Below are 22,753 nucleotides of genomic sequence, written 5' to 3'. Positions count from 1 at the left end.
GCTCAACCGAATCGAAATTTCGGTCGTATTCAAGCTGGACCGCAGGTCAACGGCGGTCTCACCGCACCAGCACCACCACCGATCGACCCGGCACGGTGGCGGTGCCGCCGGTGATCGCGGTCGCGTGCGCGTCGGTGCTCAGCGGGTGCGCGGACCAGTCCGTGCCGGGCAGGGCGACGGGTCGGGACTCGGGGTACGGGTTGATGATCACGAGGACGCCGCGGTGGTTCGGGTCGGTGTCGGGGCCGACGGTGTCGTCCAGGTGGGCGACGACGATGCCCGAGTCGGCCGCCGGGTAGGACAGCTTGGTCTGCACGAGGGCGGCGTCGTTCAGGGTGAACAGCGGCGAGGACTGCCGGATGCGCAGCAGTTCCAGCACGCCGTCCAACGCCCTGCGCTGGTCGGCGGAGGTGGGCTTGAGCGACGGCGACGCCAGCAGCGGGCCGGAGTAGGACCACTTGTCCTGGTTGTCCGGGGCGGGCGGCAGGCCCGCGCCGAAGCCGTTGTCGCGCAGGGACGGGTCGTAGCGGTTGAACCAGTCGCCGGAGTCGTAGCTGTTGCGGTCCAACGACTTCGAGCGCAGGAATTCGCTGCCCGCGAGCATGAACGGCTGCCCCTGGCCGAGCAGCACGGGAGCCTGGGCGAGCGTCTGCATGCGGACGCGGTCGGCCATCGACGTGGTCGGTGGCAGCTTGAACGCGAGCGCGTCGTACAGGGTCTCGTTGTCGTGGGCGTCGGTGTAGGTGATCACCTCCGACGGCGAGCCCGTGTAGCCGGCGGGCGAGCCGTTGTAGGACACCTGGCGGCCGGTGACGTCCGGGCCCGCGGTGGAGCGAAAGCGGAAGTCAGCCATGTTGCCCGCCATGCCGAGCTTCACCAGGTCGGTGTAGTTGGCCAGCCGGGCGGGCACGTCGCCGTTGTCGGGCGAGGAGTTGAGGTCGCCCGCGAGGCCGGAGCCGATGCCCTGCACGCCGGGGTCGGCGTCGAACGGGCCGCCGCCGCGGACGGCGTCGCGCAGGCGGTCGCTGAACGTGCCGACGCCGGTACCCGCCATGTTCGCCTGGGTGGCCTGCACGAACCGGGCGTTCCCGGCGACCTCGCCGAAGTCCCAGCCCTCGCCGTAGATCCGGATCTTCTTACCGTCCACGCCGTCGCGGGCGACGGTGAGGGCGTCCAGCGCGGCGCGGACGGCCAGGATGTTCGCCTTCGGGTGGTGGCCCATGAGGTCGAAGCGGAAGCCGTCGACCTTGTACGACTTGGCCCAGCGGACGACGGAGTCGACGACGAGCTTGCCCATCATCGCGTTCTCCGTGGCCGTGTTGGCGCAGCAGGTGGAGTTCGCGATCGTGCCGTCGGGGTTGAGCCGCTGGTAGTAGCCGGGCACGACCTTGTCCAGCACGGACGTCGGCGCGTCACCGGCGGCCGCGGTGTGGTTGTAGACCACGTCGACCACGACCCGGTTGCCGTTGTCGTGCAACGACTTCACCATCTCGCGGTACTGCTTCGTGCGCGCCCAGCCGGTCTGCGCGTCCGCGGTGGCGTACGAGCCCTCGGGCACGTCGTAGTGGAACGGGTCGTAACCCCAGTTGAAGCCGTCGCGCGCGGCGGTCGCGACGACGCACTCCTGCTGCGCGGGCGAGTCCGGCGGCAGCGAAGCCAGATCGCACTGGGGCGTCTGCTGGTCGGCGCGCTTCTCCGGGATCGTGGCGATGTCGAACGTCGGCAGCAGGTGCACGGTGTCCATGCCCGCCTGCGCCAACGACCGCAGGTGCGCCATGCCGGTCGAGTCGGGGTGCGTGAACGCCTTGTAGGTGCCGCGTTCGGCCGCGGGCACGGACTGGTCGCCGATCGAGAAGTCGCGCACGTGCAACTCGGTGATGCCGTGCTCGGTCGGGTCGCCGTCCAGGCCGCGCGCCACGTCCTCGCGCCAGCCGCCGGGCATCGTGCGGGTGTCGGCGAACTGCGAGTGCGTCGAGTCCACCGACAGCGCCAGCGAGTACGGGTCCGTCACCACGACCGTGCGCCGGGTGTCGGTGACCTCGAACTGGTAGTACTGGTCCTTCCAGTCGCCCGACAGCGACCACGAGCCGGACGCGTCGTCGCGGCGCAGGTCCAGGACGCGGGTCGGGTTCCCGGACGGGGTGCCGAACAGCCGCAGCTTCACCGACTTCGCGGTCGGCGCCCACAGCCGCGCGGTCGCCCGGCCGTTCGCGAACGTCGGCCCGTAGGTCAGCTTCGACGCCTCGGCGGCGTACCGGTCGTCCAGCACCCCGGCGATCTGCACACCGGTCCGGTCGCGGATGGCGCCGCTCGGGTCCACGTGCACGGCGGAGAGCTGCTCGCGGACCGCAGTGTCCACATCGGACGACAGCACCCGGTACACCGGTTTCCCGACCAGGTGCGGGAACTTCGCGGGCACGGGCGCCGAGTCGGGCACCATCCGGAACTGGCGGTCGCCGTAGCGGAGCTGGTAGCCGTCGGTCGCGACGGCGGGGACGTCCCAGACCACGAGGTCCTTGCTGATCCAGATGGCCTTCGACTTGGTCAGGTCGTCGTCCGCGGCGGGGGCGGTCGACGACGGGAGCACGTAGGACGCGGACCCGTCCGCCTTGGCCGAGCCGGAGACGAACCAGACCTCGTTGCCGGTGCCCGCCACGTCGAGGAACTGGTCCGCGCCGGGGTCCTTGGCGTCACCGCGGTGGATGATGTTGCTGAGCCCCGGAGCACCGGGCGCCAGCGGGACCGACCAGTACGCGCCGAACCCGTCCGAGCCGTCCGGCACTCGCGACTGGTTCCAGCCGGGGCTCGGCTCCAGCGACCCGGTCCAGTGGTAGAGCGTCCAGTCCGCGTAGGTGCCGTCGGGCCGGTGGTAGTGGATCACCGCCCGGTTCTCCGACGCGGCGAGCGACGTGGACACCTTGCCGCCGTTCACCCACACCGAGCCGGCGTTGCGCCCGGTGACCTCGGTGGTTCCGCCGCGCACCAGGGAGAACTCGACCGGCGCGGTGGCCGGGATCCGCGCCACGCCGTCGGTGAACGGGGTGTCGACCCCGCCCGCCCGTGCGACGAGCCCGGTGGTGTCACCGGCGTAGTGCACGACGGCCTGACCGGTCGCCGCGACCTCGGTCGCGAACACGGTCGCTTTGCCCTGCCCCAGCCACACCTGCGGTGTCACCGAGGGGTCGACGAACCGGTCGCCGTCGGTGTCCTTCTCATCGCCCTTGTGCGCGATGAACCCGACCGACCGCGCGCCGGGCTTCAGCTTGATCCACGCGAACCGGCCGTACGCCGTCTCACCGCTGAACGGCAGCGGCGCGTCCCACGTCGGCTCGTCCACGACGTCGCCCCACACGTGCAGGCCCCAGCCGTCGTAGTCGCCCGCGGGCCGGTCGTAGTGCACGACCAGCCAGTCCGGGCTCTGCGCGCCACCGGGTTCCTCCACCGGAGGTGCGGCGGCCAGCGTGATCGTGGCGCCGTCCGCGCCGAGCCGCCCCTTGGCGTCCTTCGCGACGGCCCGCACCTCGACCTTCTTGCCCACGGCCGCGCCGGGCAGCTTCGCCACGTCGGCGAACACCCGGTACGGCGCGGCGTCGTCGGTGCCGAGCGCCGTCCACTCGCGCGAACCCTCCACCTTCGCCACGAAGCTGACCTGCGCGAACGGCGAGGTGATGCCGTCGGCGCGCAGTTCGACGCGCTGGTCGAGGGCGGTGCCGACCGGCGGGACGACCAGCGTCGGCGTCGGGGCGACCGCGGTCAGCCTGCCCGTCGCCTTCAGCACCACGGCGGACAGCGGCGGCACGGTCACCCGCACCTTGCCGTCGACGCGGGTCGGGCCGGGACCGGCCGCGGGCCACACCGTGCGGAAAGCGCTCGCCGCGACCGGGACGTCGACGGTCGTCGCGGCCGTGCCCGCGTTCGCGACCACCACGTGCTCGATCTGCTCGGCGGCACCGATCCGGCTGAACGCCACCACGTCGCCCCCGGCGTAGCGCAGCACCTGGTTGCCGTCGCGCCACACGGGGTCCGCGTCCACGAACTCCGCCAACGCCGCGAGCTGCCTGTACAGCGGCGAGTCGGCGCGGAAGTTGTCCTGCGCGCCGGTGCGGTCGCTGCCGATCAGGTCCTCGGCGGCGTACTCGGGGGTCTTGCTGGCGAACATGTCCTGGCGGGCGAGCTTGTCGCCGCCACCGCCCGCGAAGCCCTGCTCGTCGCCGTAGTAGACGACCGGGTTGCCGCGCCACAGGTACATCAGCGCGTTGCCGAGTTCGAGCCGGTCGAGCAGTTCGCCCTCGGCGATGCCGGGCTTCTGCTGGCGGAGCATCCAGCCGACGCGGCCCATGTCGTGGTTGCCGAGGAACGTCGGCAGCGAGGAGGCGTTCGAGTCGGCGTCGGTGTACCGGTCGTCGGCCAGCAGCACGTCGGCGAGGCTCGAAGCCCCCTGGCCCGCCAGGAAGTTCACCGCGCCGCTCTGGAACGGGAAGTCCAGGCTCGCCTGCATCTTCCCGGTCGTGGTGTAGGACGAGGTCAGCGCGGGGTCGGAGCTGAAGACCTCGCCGAACACGAAGAAGTCCTCCTTGCCGCGCTTGGCGGCGTAGGCCTTCACGTGCGGCGCGAGCGCCTGCCAGAACTCCATGTTGACGTGCTTGACCGTGTCGACCCGGTAGCCGTCGATGTCGAGGGTGTCGATCCAGCTGGTGAAGATCCTCTCCATGCCCTTGACGACCTTCGGGTTCTCCGTCATCAGGTCGTCGAGGCCGGAGAAGTCGCCGTACTCGGCGGACTCGCCGCTGAACGTCGAGTCGCCGCGGTTGTGGTAGAGCGCGGTGTCGTTGAGCCAGTCCGGGGACTTGCGCACACCGGGCTTCGCCACCGGCGTGTACGGGAACGACTTCGCGGGGTCCAGCGCGGGGAAGTCGTCCTGCCCGGCCAGCGCGGCGATGTCGACGGGCTTGCCGGACGCGTCCAGGTACGGCACGGCGCCGGTGCCCAGGTAGTCGTGCTCGCCCTCGGCGTAGTCGATGACGTCGGCGGTGTGGTTCGCGACGATGTCGAAGAACACCTTGATGCCGCGGCGGTGGGCGTCGGAGATCAGCTGCCGCATCTCCTGCGTGGTCCCGAAGTGCGGGTCCAGGCTGGTGAAGTCGGTCGTCCAGTAGCCGTGGTACCCGGCGGAGGCGTCCGCGCCGGCGCCCTGCACCCACTGGTTGCGGAACATCGGGGTCATCCAGATCGCGGTGATCCCCATGCCGTCGAGGTAACCGAGCTCGTCGCGCAGTCCGGCCAGGTCACCGCCGTGGTAGAAGCCCTTGTCCGCGGGGTCGAACCCGGACTTGAGCCGGTCGTCGGGCTGCCCGGCGCGGTCGTTGCGCGGGTCGCCGTTCGCGAACCGGTCGGGCATCACGAAGTAGAACCGCTCGCCCGTCAGGTCTTCCCGCAAGGCGTTGCGCGCCAGCCGCTGATCACCGCTCCGGACGCCCGCCGCGATGTCCCCCACCGCACCTACCGCGAGCGCCGGAACCTCGGGCGCGGCCGCCGAAACCAGCGGTACCAGGGGGATGAGCAGCAACGACACCAGTGCGGCAAGTACCCGGCGCACGGCGACCTCCTTGTCGCAAAAGCTTGCGCAATCACCCGCACGATGTCCGGGCGAACGCACCAAACCACGACAAACCTGGTCCGACAAGCGCCGACGGGCTGCAAATAGTTGCGACTACGGGGTCCTGTGCGGGTTCGGCCCGAACGACAGGCACAGCCGCGACGGGTGCAGGTCCCAGGTGGTCGTGGCGTACATCGCGAGCAGACCACCGCCGCGAATGGTCTCCGGACTGGCCGGTCCGCTCATCGTCTGGCCGGTCGCGTTCTCGTGCACGAGCTGGTCGTGCCAGATCGGCGCCTCGTCCGGCACCGGCGCCGTCTCCACCACGGAGAACATCTGCCCCTTGTGCTGCCGCACGATCATCAGCACGTACGGCTTCTCCCGGTAGGTCACCCCGCCCGGCTCGACTGCGACGTACTCGCCGCGCTCGGCCGCGGCCTCGGACACCAGGCCGACCCAGCGGAACGCCTCCAGCACCGTCTCCGCCGTAACGGCCGACCGCGCCTCCGCCTCGGGCACGCGCACCAGCGGGCTCAGCCCGCCGGACATCCCGCCGTCCTCCGGGCCGTAGCGGTCGGCGAGCATGATCGTGGAACCGGCCTCGTCCAGCGCGACCAGGTCGCGGAACCTGGTGTCCAGCACCGGAACGCGGGCCAGCGCGCCCTTCCCGAGCTTGCCGAGCACCGTGCCGGGGTCGGTCATCCGCCAGTAGCTGACGTCGTCGTCGTCGAGCCACAGCGGCAGGTACCCGCCGATCGGGATGCCCGGCACGACGGTCGTGAGGGTGGCGCCCACCTCCGGGACCGGTTCGAACGGCGGCAGCGCGGCGAACCGCGGGTCGACCGTGCCGGTCCGCGCCACCCGGTGGGCCCACGCCCGCGCTCTCGACAGCGGGTGCTGCGGGAACTGGGCGTCCCACCGCGGGTCGTCACCGACGTGGAACGGCAGCTTGCCCTGGAGTTCCGGCGCGTACGGGTGCGGCTGGAACCAGTTGTCGAACCCCACCTGCCCCATCAGCACGGCCTCGCGCACCCCGGTCGCGCCCTCCTCTATCGCCTGGAACTTCAGCACCGCGCTCGCGCCCGCCCTCGGCACGGTGAACGTCGCCAGGAACGCCTGCCCGCTCGGCTGGTTCGGGATCGGCAGCTTCACGATCTGGAACAGCGCGGGCTCCCCGCCCAGGTGCACGACGTGCGCCTCGACCAGGCACCCGACCTCGGCCGTCAGGTGCGCGAGCCCGTGCCGCAGCGCTCCCAGGTCGTCCAGCGCCGCGGGCAGGTCGGGCGCCTGGTCGAAGTACTCCAAGCTCACCTGGTCGTTCGTGACGGGGTTGTACCAGGTCGTCTGGTCGTGCTGCTGCAAACCGGTGGTGTCGAACGCGATGGGCACCCGAACACCCTATGTGCCCCGTCAGGAGGGCCGAAGGGTTTCCCCCCACAACGACGTTCCGGCGGCATCCCTGAGCGACACGGTGAGGTCTCCGCTGCGACCGTCCACAGCGATCTCGCCGAAGTGCTGGAACCCGTCCAGCGGCGAGGAGTTCGCGGTCGGCGGCGCGTGCACGAACACGGCCTCCGGTCCGAAAGTGGGATCCAGTGCGTTGGGCCCGAACGCCCCGGCGTGCAGCGGGCCGGACACGAACTCCCAGAACGGGTCGAAGTCGCCGACGGCGGCGCGGTCGGGCGAGTAGTGGTGGGCGGCGGTGTAGTGCACGTCGGCGGTCAGCCACACGACGTCGCGGACCCGGCGCCGCTTCAACTGCCGCAGCACGCCCGCCAGTTCGTGCTCACGGCCGCCCGGCGCACCGGGCAGTCCATTGGCCACGCCTTCGACGTCCACGCCGTCCGGCACGGTCAGGCCGATCGGCAGGTCCGCCGCGACGATCTTCCACGTGGCCCGGCTGCGCGCCAGCGAGTCGACCAGCCACCGCGCCTGCCGCTCGCCCAGCACGTGGCCGACGCCGTCGCGCGGCGCGGTGTTCGCGTCCTTGTAGCTGCGCATGTCCAGCACGAACACCTCGACGTGCGCGCCGTGGGAGAACTTCCGGTAGACCCGTCCGTCCACAGCGCGCTTCGGGTCGATCGGCTGCCACTCGTGGAACGCCCTGAACGCCCGCGCGGCCAGCACGTCCACCCGCTTCTCCGTGTACTGCGGCAGGTCCAATACCTCGCCCGGAAACCAGTTGTTGGTGACCTCGTGGTCGTCCCACTGCACCACCATCGGCACGTGCGCGGCGAAGTCGCGGTACTTCGCGTCCAGCAGGTTGTAGGCGAACTGGCCGCGGTACTCGTCGAGCGTCTCGGCGACCTTGGACTTCTCCGGGGTGACGACGTTGCGCCAGATCCGGCCGTCCGGCAGCACGACCTCGGGGACCAGCGGGCCGTCGGAGTAGACGGTGTCGCCGCTGTGCAGGAAGAAGTCCGGGTTCCGCGCGTCCATCGCGGCGAAGATCGGCATCCCGCCGAGGTCGGGGTTGCTGCCCCAACCCTGGCCCGCGACGTCGCCGGACCACGTGAAGCGCACGTCCTGGCGGCCGACCGGCGCGGTGCGGAACGTCCCGGTGACGGCCTGGCTGCGGGTGCGCCCGTCGAGGTCTTCGGCCACCACGCGGTAGTGCACCTGGTGGCCGGGCGGCAGGTGGTCGAGGCGCACCCGGCCGGTGCCGCCGGTGTCCGGGGTGAGCAGCGGCCCGCGCACCCAGCGCGAGTGCCGGAACGACGGGTCGGTCGCGACCTCCACCAGCATCCGCGACGGCCGGTCCGCCCGCGTCCACACCAGCGCCCCGTCGGTGAGCACGTCACCGGACTGCACGCCGTGCGTCAGGACCAGCCGGTCCGTCCGCGCCAGCGCCACACCGGGCAGGAACGCGCCCGCGACACCGAGTCCACCGGCGCGCAGCAGCGTCCGCCGGTTCACCGCCCGCTCATCGGTCATGCCGAAGTTGTAGCGGGCCGACACCGCCGGCGGCCCAACCCCGGCTGACGGCCGGGTGAACGATCAGACCTGCTGGCTCGGCAGCCTGCCCTCGGCCATGCGCTTGGCGAGGTCGCGGCGCATCCAGAACACGCACGCCCACACCAGGCTGAACACGACGCCGACGGCGCCGAGCGCGGTCAGCGCGAACCAGGACGCGACCATCACCACGTGCAGGCCGACGATCAGCCAGACGCTCCACTTGTGCTTGAGCAGCGCGCACGTGGCGATGAGCCCGGCGATCAGGACGAACGCCAGCACGCCCGCGGTGGTGGTGAACCCGCCGCCGAGCTTGGCGATCACCGGCAGCGCGAGCGCCACCACGATCACCTCGATGATCAGCGTGCCCGCGGTGATGCCGCGGAACGCCTTCATCGGGTCCTTGGGCGGTGGCTTGACCGGCGGTGTGGTCATGACGGCTCCTTGCCGAACAGGGCTCGTGCCTCGCCCGCCGTGACGACGGAGCCGGTGACGATCACGCCGCCGCCGGACACCACGCCCTCCTCGTCGTCCTCCTCGGTGCGCTGCACGGCTTCCTCGATCGCGTCGGCGAGCGAGGGCTGGACGAACACGCGCTCCTCGCCGAACGACTCCATGGCGAGGTCGCCCAGCGTGTCCGCGTCCATCGCGCGCGGCGAGGAGTTGCTGGTGACGACGATCTCGTGGACCACGGGCTCCAGGGCGGAGAGGATGCCGGCGGCGTCCTTGTCGTCCATGACGCCGACGACGGCGATGAGCTTGCGGAAGCCGAACTCGTCGCGCAGGGCCGCGGCCAGCGCCGTGGCGCCGTGCGGGTTGTGGGCGGCGTCGACCAGCACGGTCGGCGTGCTGCGCACGCGTTCCAGCCTGCCCGGCGAGGTCACCGAGGCGAACGCCTCGCGGACCGCGTCGATGTCGAGCGGCTGGTCCTTGCCCGCGCCGAAGAACGCCTCCACGGCCGCGAGCGCGAGCGAGGCGTTGGACGCCTGGTGCGCGCCGTGCAGCGGCAGGAAGATCTCGTCGTACACGCCGCCGAGCCCTTGCAGGCGCAGCACCTGGCCGCCGACGGCGACCGCGTGGTCGAGCACGCCGAACTCCATGCCCTGGCGGGCGACCATGGCGTCGACCTCGGTGACCCGCTCGATGAGGATCCGGGCCACCTCGTTGGTCTGCTCGGCGAGGATCGCGACGGAGCCGGGCTTGATGATCCCGGCCTTCTCCCGCGCGATGCCCTCGATGTCCGACCCGAGGTACTCGACGTGGTCGATCCCGATCGGGGTGATCACCGCGACCTTGCCGTCCGCCACGTTCGTCGCGTCCCAGCCGCCGCCGAGGCCGACCTCGACCACGGCGACCTCCACCGGGGCGTCCGCGAACGCCGCGAACGCCATGCCGGTGAGGACCTCGAACTTGGTCATCGGGATGTCGCCGTCACCGTCCACCATGGACAGGAACGGCTTGATGTCCCGGTAGACCTCGACGTACCGCTCGGGCGTGATCGGCTCGCCGTCGACGCTGATCCGCTCGGTCGCGAGCTGGAGGTGCGGGCTGGTGTAGCGGCCGGTGCGCAGCCCGATGCGCGACAGCAGCGCGTCGATCATCCGCGACGTCGACGTCTTGCCGTTGGTCCCGGTGATGTGGACGACCGGGTACGCGTGCTGGGGGTCGCCCAGCACGTGCGTCAGCGCCTTGATCCGGTCGAGCGACGGCGCGATCTTCGTCTCGGGCCAGCGCTTGTCCAGCTCCGACTCGACGGCGCGGAGCTCCTCCAACGCCGTCGGATCGGTGCTCACTTCGGCTCCGGCAGCGCGGCGATCCGCGCGTTCAGGCGGTCGATGTCGGCGTTGGCGACGGCCAGGCGGGCCTGGATCTTCGCCACGACGTCGGCAGGGGCCTTGTCGGTGAACGAGGCGTTGTTCAGCTTGCCCTCGCACTGCGCGCGTTCCTTCTCCGCAACCGCGAGGTCCTTGGTCATCCGCTTGCGCTCGGCGACCACGTCGATCGTGCCGGAGGTGTCCAGCTCGACCGTCACGGTGCCCTTGGGCAGGCCGACCTCCAGCGACGCGGACACGGCGAAGGACTCGCCGGGCTCGGTCATCCTGGTCAGCGCCTTCACCGACGGCACCTGGTCGAGCAGGTCGACGCAGCACGCGCCGCGCACCTTGCCCTCGACCTTCTGCGTCGGCCGCAGGCCCTGGTCGGAGCGGAACCGGCGGATCTCGGTGACGAGCTTCTTCAGCCCCTCGATCCGCTCGGCCGCCACGGCGTCGCGCTCCACACCGGACGGCTTCGGCCACTCGGCGACGACCAGCGACTCGCCGCCGGTCAGCGTCTTCCACAGCGTCTCGGTGATGAACGGCGTCAACGGGTGCAGCAGCCGCAGCACGACGTCGAGCACGTGCCCGAGCACCGACTGGGTCGCCTCGGCGCGCTCGCCGCCCTCGGCGATCTGGACCTTCGCCAGCTCCAGGTACCAGTCGCAGAACTCGTCCCACGTGAAGTGGTAGAGCGCCTCGGACAGCTTGGCGAACCCGAACGCTTCGAACTGGCCGTCCACATCGGACACCAGCTGGTCGAGCAGGTCCAGGATCCAGCGGTCCGCGTCGGTCAGCGCGTCGCGGGCGGGCAGCGGCCTCTCGACCGTGGCGCCGTTGGAGAGCGCGAACCTGGTGGCGTTCCACAGCTTCGTGGTGAAGTTGCGGGCGCCGGCGGCCCACTCCTCGGCGACGGCGAGGTCCGAGCCGGGGTTCGCGCCGCGCAGCAGCGTGAACCGGGTGGCGTCGGCGCCGTAGCTGTCGATCCAGGCCAGCGGGTCGATGCCGTTGCCGCGCGACTTCGACATCTTCTTGCCGTTGGCGTCGCGGATCAGGCCGTGCAGGTAGACGTGGTCGAACGGCTGCACCTCGTCCATGGTGTACAGGCCGAACATCATCATCCTGGTGACCCAGAAGAAGAGGATGTCGTAGCCCGTGGACAGCACGGAGGTCGGGTAGAACTTCGCCAGGTCGGCCGTCTTCTCCGGCCAGCCCAGCGTGGAGAACGGCCACAGGCCGGACGAGAACCACGTGTCGAGCACGTCCTCGTCCTGGTGCCAGCCCTCGCCGGACGGCGGCTGCTCGTCCGGTCCGACGCACACGACCTCGCCCGCCGGGCCGTACCAGACCGGGATGCGGTGGCCCCACCACAGCTGGCGCGAGATGCACCAGTCGTGCAGGTTGTCGACCCAGTCGAAGTAGCGCTTGGTCAGCTCGGCCGGGTGCACGGTGGTGCGGCCGTCGCGGACGGCGTCACCGGCGGCCTTGGCGATGCCCTCGACCTTCACCCACCACTGCAACGACAGGCGCGGCTCGACGACCGTGCCGCAGCGCGAGCAGTGCCCCACGGAGTGCACGTACGGCCGCTTCTCGGCGACGATCCGCCCCTGGTCGCGCAGCGCGGCCACGACGGCGGGACGCGCCTCGAAGCGGTCGAGGCCCTGGAACGGGCCGTTCACCGTGATGACGCCCCGGCCGTCCATGACGGTCAGGTTCGGCAGGTCGTGGCGCTGGCCGATCTCGAAGTCGTTCGGGTCGTGCGCGGGCGTCACCTTGACGGCGCCGGTGCCGAACTTCGGGTCGACGTGCTCGTCGGCCACGATCGGCACCCGGCGGCCGGTCAGCGGCACCTCGACCTCGGTGCCGATCAGGTGCGCGTACCGCTCGTCCTCGGGGTGCACGGCCACGGCGGTGTCGCCGAGCATCGTCTCGGCGCGCGTGGTCGCCACGACGATGGAGTTCGCGCCCTCGCCGTAGCGGATGGACACCAACTCGCCGTCGTCGTCGGAGTGCTCGACCTCGATGTCCGACAGCGCGGTCTGGCAGCGCGGGCACCAGTTGATGATGCGCTCGGCGCGGTAGATCAGGCCGTCGTCGAACATCCGCTTGAAGATCGTCTGGACGGCGCTGGACAGGCCCTCGTCCATGGTGAAGCGCTCACGGGTCCAGTCGACACCGTCGCCGAGGCGCCGCATCTGGTCGAGGATCTTGCCGCCGTACTCGGCCTTCCACTCCCAGACGCGCTCGACGAACTTCTCGCGGCCGAGGTCGTTGCGCGAGAGCCCGTTGTTGGCCAGGTCGCGCTCGACGGCGTTCTGGGTCGCGATGCCCGCGTGGTCCATGCCGGGCAGCCACAGGACCTCGTAGCCCTGCATCCGGCGCCTGCGGGTGAGCGCGTCCATGACGCTGTGGTTGAGGGCGTGGCCCATGTGGAGGCTGCCCGTCACGTTCGGCGGCGGCAGCACGATCGTGAACGGCGGTTTGTCGCTGCCCGCGTCGGCGGTGAAGTACCCGCGGTCGACCCAGCCCTGGTACAGCTCCGCCTCTACCTCGGACGGCTGCCACGCCGGAGGGAGTTCAGGACGCTGTGGAGTGGTGCTGGATTCGGTCACGACTGAAGAGTCTACGAAGTGCGCGCTATCGCTTTCGACCGACATACCTGCTAACGCCCGCGCCCCGCCGTCCGATCTGCTGAGAGCGGGTAGCTACTGGGGAGTCAACGTGGGAACACATCACATCGAGGGTCACCCGGTGTGGCTGCGAGCGGCCAGCAGGCGGATCGCTCGCGAGCTGCGCCGGATGCGCCGGAGAACCTGGCTGAACCGCCACGGGAACAAGGTCGTGTCGGGTCTGGCGCTGCTCGCGATCGCCGCCCTGCTCGTCGGGATCCAAGCGACCCGCGAGCCCGTCCCCGAACCCGCGCCCGCCGCCGCCCCCAGCACGATCTCGCGCGTCGACCTGTCCGACCCGTTCCGCAACACCCCCGCCGAGACCTGGGCCGACGGCGAGGCCGGGCTCACCCCGCCCGAGGCCGCCCCGGTGGGGGCCTTCGGCGCCGCGCAGGTCGCCGACGCCTACGACCACGCCCGCGCCGCCGTGGTGGCCGCCAGGCTGGACCGGCGGGTGCTGGAGGGCGCCGACGTCGAACCGCTGCTGAGCCTGTTCGCGGCGGATGACCAGGAAGGCCTGCGGCCGCTGTTCGCGGGCGGGCGGGACGACGAGGCCGGGCTCATCGCCACGAGGGTCGCCCCCGGCTCGGCGCTGCTGCCCGTGTCGCCGAAGGTGAGCGGCGGCATGACCGCCGAGGCCAAGGGGCCAGACGAACTGGTCGTGCACACCGACTACGTGTTCGCCTACGCCTTCGCCACCCCGGACGTGGAGAAGCTGCACGGCCCGATGGACATCGTCGCGGTGACCCGGATCAAGTACGACTACATCATGCGGTCCGGACCGGAGTTCCGGCCGCAGAGCCAGGGCATGTGGTCCGGACCCGCCACCGGGCACAGCTACTCGATCGGCTGCACGGCCTCGCGGGACGGCTTCCTCGCGCCCACGATCGCCGAGCCCCGGACCAGCCGCGGCTCGACCGAGGAGGAGGGCAGGCCGGAGGACTACTTCGACCCGGACAAGCCCATGCCCACGATCAACACCTGCCCGGAGTAAGTCACCCGAACGGTTGCTGCACTCCCGTTGTGACCCAGTTCACACTTGACCGGATTGGCGGCTCGGAGGGCGTCGACGACGGATTCACGGACTCGACCGAACCCCTTGGAGCCCGTGACGGCGGTCCGCTCCGCCCGCCCCGTGCCCGCCGGTCGCGGACCCACCGCCGCGCTTTCGCGGAGCGCGGCGGTGGGACGTGCCGCCCGCCGACCGGGATCACCCCGCCGCGATCGGCCGGCAGGTGTCCGGCGGGGCGATACTGGCTCCATGACCCGGAAGCCACCGCAGCAGGACGTCGACGAGTCTCAGATCGAGGTGGGCAAGCCGAAGGGCTGGGCCGCCGGGATCCCCGGTGTCGCGGTGTCGCTCAAACGCGGCGTCGAGCAGATGGGCCTGACCCGCACGGCCACCACGCTGCGGCTGCTGAACCAGCGCGAGGGCTTCGACTGCCCCGGCTGCGCGTGGCCGGAACCGCAGGGCCACCGCAAGCTCGCCGAGTTCTGCGAGAACGGCGCCAAGGCCGTCGCCGAGGAGGCCACCCGGCGCCGCGTGGGCCGGGAGTTCTTCGCCGAGCACCCGATGGCGGACCTCGCGGACAAGACCGACTTCTGGCTCGGCCAGCAGGGCCGGATCACCGAGCCGTTCGTGCTGCGCGACGGGGCCACGCACTACGAGCCGATCGCGTGGGACGCCGCGTTCCGACTGGTCGCCGAGCACCTCAACGCGCTGGCGAGCCCGGACGAGGCCGTGTTCTACACCTCCGGCCGCACCAGCAACGAGGCCGCGTTCCTCTACCAGCTGATGGTCCGCTCCTACGGCACGAACAACCTGCCGGACTGCTCGAACATGTGCCACGAGTCCTCCGGCGCGGCGCTGAGCGCGACCACCGGCATCGGCAAGGGCTCGGTCAGCATCAACGACATCCACGGCGCCGACCTCATCGTCGTCATGGGCCAGAACCCCGGCACCAACCACCCGCGGATGCTGTCCGCGCTGGAGGAGGCCAAGGGCAACGGCGCGAAGATCGTCGCGATCAACCCGCTGCCCGAGGCCGGGCTGATGCGGTTCAAGAACCCGCAGAACGTGCGCGGACTGGTCGGCAAGGGCACGCCGCTGGCCGACGAGTTCGTCCAGATCAAGCTCGGCGGCGACCAGGCCCTGTTCCAGGCGATCGGCTGCCTGCTGCTGTCGTGGGGCGCCGAGGACACCGAGTTCATCGAGAAGTACACGCACGGGTTCGACGACTACAAGGCCCACGTCGCCGAGGTCGACTGGGACTCCGTGGACGAGGCGACCGGGCTGTCGCGGGAGCAGATCGAACTGGTCGCGCGGATGTTCGCCGACTCGGAGCGGACGATCGTGTGCTGGGCCATGGGTCTGACCCAGCACAAGCACTCGGTGCCCTCCATCCAGGAGATCACCAACGTCGTGCTGCTGCGCGGCATGATCGGCAAGCCCGGCGCGGGGCTGTGCCCGGTGCGCGGGCACTCGAACGTGCAGGGCGACCGGACCATGGGCATCTGGGAGAAGATGCCGGAGAAGTTCATGTCGGCGCTGGAGCAGGAGTTCTCCATCCGGGTGCCGCGCAAGCACGGGTTCGACACCGTGGCCGCGATCCGGGCGATGCGCGACGGCGACGCGCGGGTGTTCTTCGCCGTCGGCGGGAACTTCGTCGCCGCCTCGCCGGACACCACCGTGACCGAGAAGGCCATGCGCGGCTGCGACCTGACCGTGCACGTGTCGACCAAGCTCAACCGGTCGCACGTGGTCACCGGCAGGGTCGCGCTTATCCTGCCGACGCTGGGCCGCACCGAGAGCGACCTCCAGCACTCCGGCGAGCAGTTCGTCACCGTCGAGGACTCCATGTCCGTCGTGCACCGCTCCCGCGGCAGGCTCACCCCCGCCAGCGACCACCTGCTGTCCGAGGTGTCGATCGTCTGCAGGCTCGCCCGCGAGGTGCTCGGCGCCGAGCACCCGGTGCCGTGGGAGGGGTTCGAGAAGGACTACGACACCATCCGCGACCGGATCGCCAACGTCGTGCCGGGGTGCTCGGACTACAACACCAGGGTCCGGCAGCCCGACGGCTTCGTCCTGCCGCACGCGCCCCGCGACGCGCGGGAGTTCAACGCCACCAAGTCCGGCAAGGCGAACTTCACGGCGAACGAGCTGACCGTGCTGCGGGTGCCCGAGGGCAGGCTGCTGCTCCAGACCATGCGCAGCCACGACCAGTACAACACCACCATCTACGGCCTCGACGACCGCTACCGCGGCGTCAAGGACGGCAGGCGCGTCGTCTTCGTCAGCCCGGACGACCTGACGTCGCTCGGGTTCACCGACGGCGAGGTCGTCGACATCGTCAGCGAATGGCCGGAAGACCCCACCGGCGTCACCGACCGCCGCGCCGAGTCGTTCCGGATCGTGTCGTACCCCACGGCGGTCGGCTGCGCGGCCGCGTACTTCCCGGAGGCGAACTCGTTGGTGCCACTGGACTCCACGGCCACCACGTCGAACACGCCGACGTCGAAGTCGATCGTCGTCCGGCTGGAGCACCGGGTCTGACACCGGGGACAGCACGCACACGGCTTCGACGAAACACGCCCTGATCGCGGCACCGCGCCTGCCCGCGTTCGGGGACGCACCCAGAGCGCGGTGACGTTCCTACCCGCGTCCGAGGTCGCGTCCAGGGCGCGGCACCGTGCCTACCGCGTTCGGGGGCGCGTCCAGGACACGGTGACGTTCCTGCCCGCGGCCAAGGCCGCGTCCAAGGCGTCCAAGGCGTCCAAGGCGCGGCCCCTGCCTGCCCACGCCCGAAGTCGCGTCCAGGGCGCGGCACCATGCCTGCCCGTAGTCGGGTCGCGTCCAGGGCGGGCGCGTCCAGGGCGCGGTAGGCGTGCTCGCCTCGCGGCTCGGCTGCGACCAGGCCGCCGGTGTACGCGGCCTCGGCGGCGAGCCTCGGCCGCGAGCGCCGCTCGGCTGTCGGCGCGCAGGCCGTGCTGGGCGTCGGCCGGGAAGTCCTCCAGGCCGATCGCGGCATGGCCAGCGCCCAAGGCGACCGCCTGCCGACCAGTGACCTGAGCCGACCGAGCCCAGCTCAACCCGGCCAACCGACCCCGACGCGGCCTGGGCACCCTGCTCCAGCCCGACCAAGTCCTCCCCGGCCAGGTCAGCCCGGACCACCCTGCCCAGCCAGGTCGGCCCAGCCAGGTCGGCCCAGCCAGGTCGGCCCAGCCAGGTCGGCCCAGCCAGGTCGGCCTAGGTCGGGACGGACGGGCCGAGGCCGGGTCGGACCTTGGTGACAGGTGGTGGTCGGTGACCCCGTCAGGCCGTGACCTGGTCAGGCCATGCCCTGGTCAGGTCGTCGGCGGGGCGTCCTGGAAGCGGGCCAGGACCGCCATGGCGGCGTTGTGGCCGCCGATGCCGCTGACTCCGCCGCCACGCCGCGCGCCCGCGCCGCAGACGAACAGGTTCGGCACGTCGGTTTCGACGCCCCAGGTGCCGACCTCCTCGTCGGTCTCGGCGAACGGCCAGGAGAGGTCGCCGTGGAAGATGTTGCCGCGTGGCATGCCCAGTTCGGCCTCCAGGTCGAGTGGTGTGCGGGCTTCGATGCACGGCCTGCCGTCGGCGTCGACGGCCAGGCAGGTCTCGATCGGATCGAGCAGGTGGTTGTCCAGGGCGGCCAGGTAGCGGTCGACCAGTTCGTCGCGCAGTTCGTCGTTGCGGCCCTCGAACAGGGCCGCGGGCAGGTGCAGGCCGAACAGGGTGAGCGTCTGGTGGCCCGCCAGCGAAGGGCCGAGGATGGTCGGATCGGTCAGGGAGTGGCAGTACATCTCGCCGGGGAGCACCGTCGGCACGGTGCCCGCCGCGCTTTCCGCGTAGGCCTGTTCCAGCTGGGTGTACGACTCGTCCAGGTGGAACGTGCCCGCGAACGCGATCGCCGGATCGACCCCGGACTTCAGCCTGGGCAGCCTGGTCAGCAGCATGTTGACCTTCAGCTGGCAGCCCTCGCCCCGCGACACCGCCTCCTTCCCCCGCAACGAGTCCAGCACCGCGGGCGCCACACCCGCCAGCACGAACCGGGCCCGGACGACCCGCCCCTCGAACGCGACCTCACCGGCGGTGCCGTCGACCGACACCCGTGTGACCTCGGCGCCGGTGACGAAGTCCACCCCGGCCTCGGTGGCGACGCGGAACAGCTCGGCCGTCACCGCGCCCATGCCGCCCACGGGCACCCGCCACTCCCCCGTGCCGTTGCCGATCACGTGGTAGAGGAAGCACCGGTTCGCCAGCAGGTCCGGCGACCGCAGGGACGTGTGGGTACCGATCAGACCGTCGGTCGCGACGACACCGCGCACCACGTCGTCGTCGAACAGCTCCTCCAGCGTCGTGCCGAGCGGCTGCTCGAATACCAGGGGCCACACCGGACCGGCCAGCTCGCGAAACCGCTCTCGCGAGACCAGCGGCTCCAGCATGGTCGGCGCCAGCGCGACGGCCAGTTCGTCGAGGGACGCGTACCAGGCCTTCCAGCGCTCCCACTCCTCGTCGGACCCGGTGAGCGCCCGGAACGACGCGGCCGTCTCCGCACCTGGCACGCGCTCGACCAGCAGCCCGTCGGCACCGGCGGCCGTGTAGGACGAGGCCGCGCGCGACCGCAGTTCCAGCCGCAGACCCAGATCGGCCACGATCCGGTCCGGCAGCAGGCTCACCAGGTACGAGTACCGCGACAGCCGCACGGGCACGCCGTCGAACGGCGAGGCGCTGACCGCCGCGCCGCCGACCTGGCCGAGCCTCTCGACCACGAGCACCGACCGACCGGCCTTGGCCAGGTACGTCGCCGCCACCAGCGCGTTGTGCCCGCCACCAACCACCACGACGTCATAGGAGTCCACCCGGCCAACCTAACGCCGCGCGGGCGGATCACGGCCTGCGAGAACCCGCACTCGACCGAACACCCGCGACTCCGGGAGCAGAGCGGGTAAGCCGGGCACGCGGAGTACGAAGACGAGCGGAACCACCCGCGCACGCCACAGCAGGAACAGGACCCAGGTCAGGAATGTCATGGGTCAAGTAGACCGGCGGGCACCGACAAAAACCGGGGTTCACGCCGTCACTCGATGGGGTGGACACCGAAGGGCTTAGCCGCCGAACAGCGGGGTCACCCTGCGTACCAGTTCCTCCAGGCCGTAGGCCAGCGGGATCCCGACCCACAACCACGCGAAAACGATCAGCCCTCGTCGCTTCACCGGGCGGCCTCCTCAAGCTCTGCGGACTCGTGGAACCTCGCGTTCACCGGGCGCACGAACTCGTTCGCCACGAACCCGGCCACCAGCAGCCCGATCATGATGAACAGCGAGTTGGTGTAGAGGTCGGGTCCGGACTTGCCCGCGGCCTTCTGGCTGTCCGCGATGGCGTTGACGATCAGCGGTCCGAGCACACCCGCCGTGGACCACGCGGTCAGCAGCCGACCGTGGATCGCGCCGACCTGGTAGGTGCCGAACAGGTCCTTCAGGTACGCGGGGATCGTCGCGAACCCGCCGCCGTAGAACGACAGGATCACCATGGCGCACACCACGAACAGCGGCGTGGACACGTTGCCCGCCAACGCGATCGCCAGGTACATGACCGCGCCGACACCGAGGTAGATCCGGTAGATGTTCTTGCGCCCCACCAGGTCCGAAGTGGACGACCAGACGATCCGGCCCGCCATGTTCGCCAGCGACAGCAGGGCCACGAACCCACCCGCCGCGGCGACGGCGACCGGCGTCGACGTGCCCGAGAAGAAGTCGGTGATCATCGGCGCGGCCTTCTCCAGGATGCCGATGCCCGCCGTGACGTTGAAGCACAGGACGACCCACAGCAGCCAGAACTGGGGCGTGCGGATGGCGTTGCGCGCGGACACGTTCGCGGTCGTGATCATCCTGCCGACCACCGCGGCCGCCGGTTCCCAGCCGGGAGGCCGCCAGCCCTCCGCGGGCACCCGGATCAGCAGCACGCCGAGCGACATGAACACCGCGTAGACCACGCCGTGCACGGCGAACGACTCGGCGATGCCCGTGTGGTCCTTGCCGAACGACTTCAGCATCTGCGTCGACCACGGCGAGGCGATCAGCGCGCCACCGCCGAAGCCCATGATCGCGATGCCGGTCGCCATGCCCGGCCGGTCCGGGAACCACTTGATCAGCGTCGACACCGGCGAGATGTACCCGATGCCGAGGCCGATGCCCCCGACGAAGCCGTAGCCGACGACGACCAGCCAGAACTGCGAGGTCCACGCGCCGAGCGCGGAGATCAGGAACCCGGAGGAGAAGCACGCCGCCGACACGGCCATCGCCCAGCGCGGGCCGTTGCGCTCGACCAGCGTGCCGCCGAACGCCGCCGACAGGCCGAGCATCACGATGCCCAACTGGAACGGCAGGGCGCTCTGCGTGCCGGACAGCCCGAGCGCGCCCTCGAGGGGCGACTTGAAGACGCTCCACGCGTAGGCCTGGCCGATCGCGAGGTGGACCGAGAGCGCCGCGGGCGGGATGAGCCAGCGGTTCCAGTCCGCGGGCGCGACTGTCCGGGAGCGGTCGAGGAAACCCACGGTCCACACCTCCGTAACCTGATCGGGTGACCACCGGAACTTAATTGCTCGCCCACGGTGTTCGCACGAACAAGCCCGATGAGCGGTAGGTCATTGGCGGGGAGCGGCTCGAACTAAGGGGTTGGTGGCGGTGGGACGGGTCACGGTTCGACGTCCGGTGATCAGCTTTTCGCCGCGCGGGCAGCGCAGCAGGATCGACGCGCTCGCCGCCGAGGAGCCGCTGGAGTTGCGGGTGGACGGTCGCGCGCTGGCCGTCACGATGCGCACACCCGGCAAGGACGTCGAGTTGGCGCACGGCTTCCTGCTCAGCGAGGGCGTGATCAGCGGCCTGGAGGACATCTCGACGGCCCGCTTCTGCGAGGGCACCGGCCCGGACGGGCAGAACACCTACAACGTGCTGGACCTGGCGCTCGCCCCCGGCGTCCCGGCGCCGGACGTCGGCGTGGAGCGCAACTTCTACACGACGTCGTCCTGCGGGGTGTGCGGCAAGGCGGCGCTGGACGCCGTCCGGCTCAAGACCGCGTTCTCCCCCGCCTCCGACCCGTGCCGGGTGCGCGTGGACGTGCTGACGACGCTGCCGGACGCGCTGCGGGCCGAGCAGAAGGTGTTCGCGACCACCGGCGGCCTGCACGGCGCGGGGCTGTTCACCTCCTCGGGCGAGCCGCTCGTGGTGCGCGAGGACGTGGGCAGGCACAACGCGGTCGACAAGGTGCTCGGCTGGGCCGTGATGAACAACCGGATCCCGCTGCGCGACCACGTGCTGATGGTGTCCGGGCGGGCGTCGTTCGAGCTGGTGCAGAAGGCCGCGATGGCCGGCATCCCGGTGCTCGCCGCGGTGTCCGCGCCGTCGTCGCTGGCGGTGGAACTGGCCGAGGAGCAGGGCATGACCCTCATCGGCTTCCTGCGGGGCGAGTCGCTGAACGTCTACACGGGCGCCGAACGTGTCGAAGCCCCTTGACGGGATCCTCGTCGTCAGCTTCGAACAAGCCGTCGCGGTGCCGTACGCGACCCGCCTGCTGGCCGACCTCGGGGCGCGGGTGGTCAAGGTCGAACGGCCCGGCGTCGGGGACTTCGCGCGGCACTACGACTCGGCGTGCGGCGAGGTGTCGTCGTACTTCGCGTGGACGAACGTCGGCAAGGAGTCGCTGAACCTCGACCTCGCGCACGACCGCGCGGGCGAGGTGGTGGCCAGGCTGGTCGCGGCCGCCGACGTGGTGCTGTGCAACCTGTCCCCCGGCGCGGCCAAGCGGCACGGGCTGGACGCTGGCACGTTGCGCGCGGGCAGGCCGGACCTGGTGGTCGGCGAGCTGTCCGGGTACGGCGAGGACGGGCCGTACGGCGGGCGGAAGGCGTTCGACGCGCTGATCCAGTCCGAGGCGGGCCTGGTGGAGCTGACCGGTGACGGCGATGTGACCGCGCGGGCCGGGATCTCGGTCGCGGACATCGCGGCCGGGGTCCAGTTGCAGTCCGCCGTGCTGGCCGCGCTGCTGAGCCGGGCGCGCACCGGGCAGGGCGCCACGCTGCGCCTGAGCCTGTTCGAGGCGCTGGCCGAGTGGATGCACCAGCCGATGCTCTACGCGGCGGGCACCGGCACAGCGGCGCCCCGCAGCGGGGCGCACCACCCGAGCATCGCGCCGTACGGCCCGTTCCCCTGCCGGGACGGCGCGGTGCACCTGGCCGTGCAGAACGACCCGCAGTGGCGGCGGCTGTGCGCCGAGGTCCTCGGCCGGGCCGCGCTGGCCGACGACCCGCGCTTCGGCACGGTCGCCGACCGGGTGCGGCACCGCGCGGAGCTGCACGCTGAGCTGGACTTCGGCACGTGGGCCGCCGCGGACCTGTTGGCCGCCCTGGACGCCGCCGACGTGCCCGCCGCGCGCACCCGCGGTGTCGCCGGACTGCCGGACCACCCGCAGCTCGTGGCCCGTGACCGACGTCGTGACGTCACCGTGCCCGGCGGGTCGGTCACCGTGCTGCGACCGCCCGTCGACTCCGACACCTGGGACTGGACGCCCGGCGCCGTGCCCGCGCTGGGCGAGCACACCGAGCACGTACTGCGCACGCTCGGTTACCCAGCGGAGGAGATCGCCGCGCTGGTGGAAAATTCCTCGTGCTGCGGAGGATCTGGGGTGTGAAACGGCGCCCGACCAG

General features: G+C 71.2%; 12 protein-coding genes. 4 read left to right on the top strand and 8 right to left on the bottom strand.

Annotated elements, in window-relative coordinates; all coding sequences use genetic code 11:
• Positions 1-58 precede the first annotated feature (58 nt).
• The 6 genes from pulA to RM788_RS34540 all read right to left on the bottom strand — a co-directional run bounded on the left by pulA (position 59) and on the right by RM788_RS34540 (position 13,019).
• Positions 59-5,596, bottom strand: coding sequence for a pullulanase-type alpha-1,6-glucosidase (pulA, locus tag RM788_RS34565; protein ID WP_315922978.1), 5,538 nt, complete (start codon positions 5,594-5,596; stop codon positions 59-61).
• Positions 5,597-5,710: 114 nt separating this feature from the next.
• Positions 5,711-6,985 carry a hypothetical protein gene (locus RM788_RS34560; protein ID WP_315922976.1) on the bottom strand — a complete coding sequence of 425 codons (1,275 nt, stop codon included), beginning with the start codon at positions 6,983-6,985 and terminating at the stop codon, positions 5,711-5,713.
• 21 nt (positions 6,986-7,006) lie between these two features.
• Entirely contained in the window at positions 7,007-8,530 is a 1,524-nt protein-coding gene (locus RM788_RS34555) for an alkaline phosphatase D family protein (protein WP_315922974.1), read from the bottom strand.
• Positions 8,531-8,593: 63 nt separating this feature from the next.
• Positions 8,594-8,983 (bottom strand): DUF4233 domain-containing protein, encoded by a 390-nt coding sequence (locus tag RM788_RS34550; protein ID WP_315922972.1) that lies wholly within the window; start codon positions 8,981-8,983, stop codon positions 8,594-8,596.
• The gene (locus RM788_RS34545) at positions 8,980-10,341 is read right to left on the bottom strand and encodes a bifunctional tetrahydrofolate synthase/dihydrofolate synthase (RefSeq protein WP_315922970.1); all 1,362 of its coding nucleotides are present in this window, start codon (positions 10,339-10,341) and stop codon (positions 8,980-8,982) included. The genes RM788_RS34550 and RM788_RS34545 overlap by 4 nt, the downstream gene beginning before the upstream one ends.
• Complete coding sequence (locus RM788_RS34540; protein ID WP_399340958.1) at positions 10,338-13,019, bottom strand: valine--tRNA ligase; 2,682 nt, start codon at positions 13,017-13,019, stop codon at positions 10,338-10,340. Before RM788_RS34540 ends, RM788_RS34545 begins: the two co-directional genes overlap by 4 nt.
• A gap of 64 nt (positions 13,020-13,083) precedes the next feature.
• Here RM788_RS34540 and RM788_RS34535 point away from each other — a divergent pair, with 64 nt between their 5' ends.
• Both RM788_RS34535 and RM788_RS34530 read left to right on the top strand, forming a co-directional pair.
• Positions 13,084-14,025 (top strand): hypothetical protein, encoded by a 942-nt coding sequence (locus RM788_RS34535; RefSeq protein ID WP_315922966.1) that lies wholly within the window; start codon positions 13,084-13,086, stop codon positions 14,023-14,025.
• Positions 14,026-14,292: 267 nt separating this feature from the next.
• The gene (locus RM788_RS34530) at positions 14,293-16,584 is read left to right on the top strand and encodes an FdhF/YdeP family oxidoreductase (protein ID WP_315922964.1); all 2,292 of its coding nucleotides are present in this window, start codon (positions 14,293-14,295) and stop codon (positions 16,582-16,584) included.
• Positions 16,585-17,375: 791 nt separating this feature from the next.
• Here the strand turns inward: RM788_RS34530 and RM788_RS34525 are convergent.
• Both RM788_RS34525 and RM788_RS34520 read right to left on the bottom strand, forming a co-directional pair.
• Positions 17,376-18,911: a phytoene desaturase family protein gene (locus RM788_RS34525; protein WP_315922962.1), complete on the bottom strand. Its 1,536-nt coding sequence runs from the start codon at positions 18,909-18,911 to the stop codon at positions 17,376-17,378.
• A gap of 350 nt (positions 18,912-19,261) precedes the next feature.
• Complete coding sequence (locus RM788_RS34520; RefSeq protein WP_315922960.1) at positions 19,262-20,605, bottom strand: L-lactate MFS transporter; 1,344 nt, start codon at positions 20,603-20,605, stop codon at positions 19,262-19,264.
• A gap of 130 nt (positions 20,606-20,735) precedes the next feature.
• Between RM788_RS34520 and fdhD the strand changes: the two genes are divergently transcribed.
• Both fdhD and RM788_RS34510 read left to right on the top strand, forming a co-directional pair.
• Positions 20,736-21,563 carry a formate dehydrogenase accessory sulfurtransferase FdhD gene (fdhD, locus tag RM788_RS34515; RefSeq protein WP_315922958.1) on the top strand — a complete coding sequence of 276 codons (828 nt, stop codon included), beginning with the start codon at positions 20,736-20,738 and terminating at the stop codon, positions 21,561-21,563.
• A complete protein-coding gene (locus tag RM788_RS34510; protein WP_315922956.1) occupies positions 21,547-22,737 on the top strand; it encodes a CaiB/BaiF CoA transferase family protein in 1,191 nt (396 codons plus the stop codon). Before fdhD ends, RM788_RS34510 begins: the two co-directional genes overlap by 17 nt.
• Positions 22,738-22,753: the final 16 nt, after the last annotated feature.

This window comes from Umezawaea sp. Da 62-37, from assembly GCF_032460545.1.
Classification (GTDB): domain Bacteria; phylum Actinomycetota; class Actinomycetes; order Mycobacteriales; family Pseudonocardiaceae; genus Umezawaea.
Note: the sequence above shows the minus strand (reverse complement) of the source record. Positions and strands in the feature narration are given on the sequence as shown.

Bases quoted from the DNA above. Each gene is read 5' to 3' on its own strand.
- RM788_RS34555 (WP_315922974.1), bottom strand. From the start codon at position 8,530: ATGACCGATGAGCGGGCGGTGAACCGGCGGACGCTGCTGCGCGCCGGT.
- RM788_RS34550 (WP_315922972.1), bottom strand. From the start codon at position 8,983: ATGACCACACCGCCGGTCAAGCCACCGCCCAAGGACCCGATGAAGGCG.
- RM788_RS34540 (WP_399340958.1), bottom strand. From the start codon at position 13,019: ATGTCGGTCGAAAGCGATAGCGCGCACTTCGTAGACTCTTCAGTCGTG.
- RM788_RS34530 (WP_315922964.1), top strand. From the start codon at position 14,293: ATGACCCGGAAGCCACCGCAGCAGGACGTCGACGAGTCTCAGATCGAG.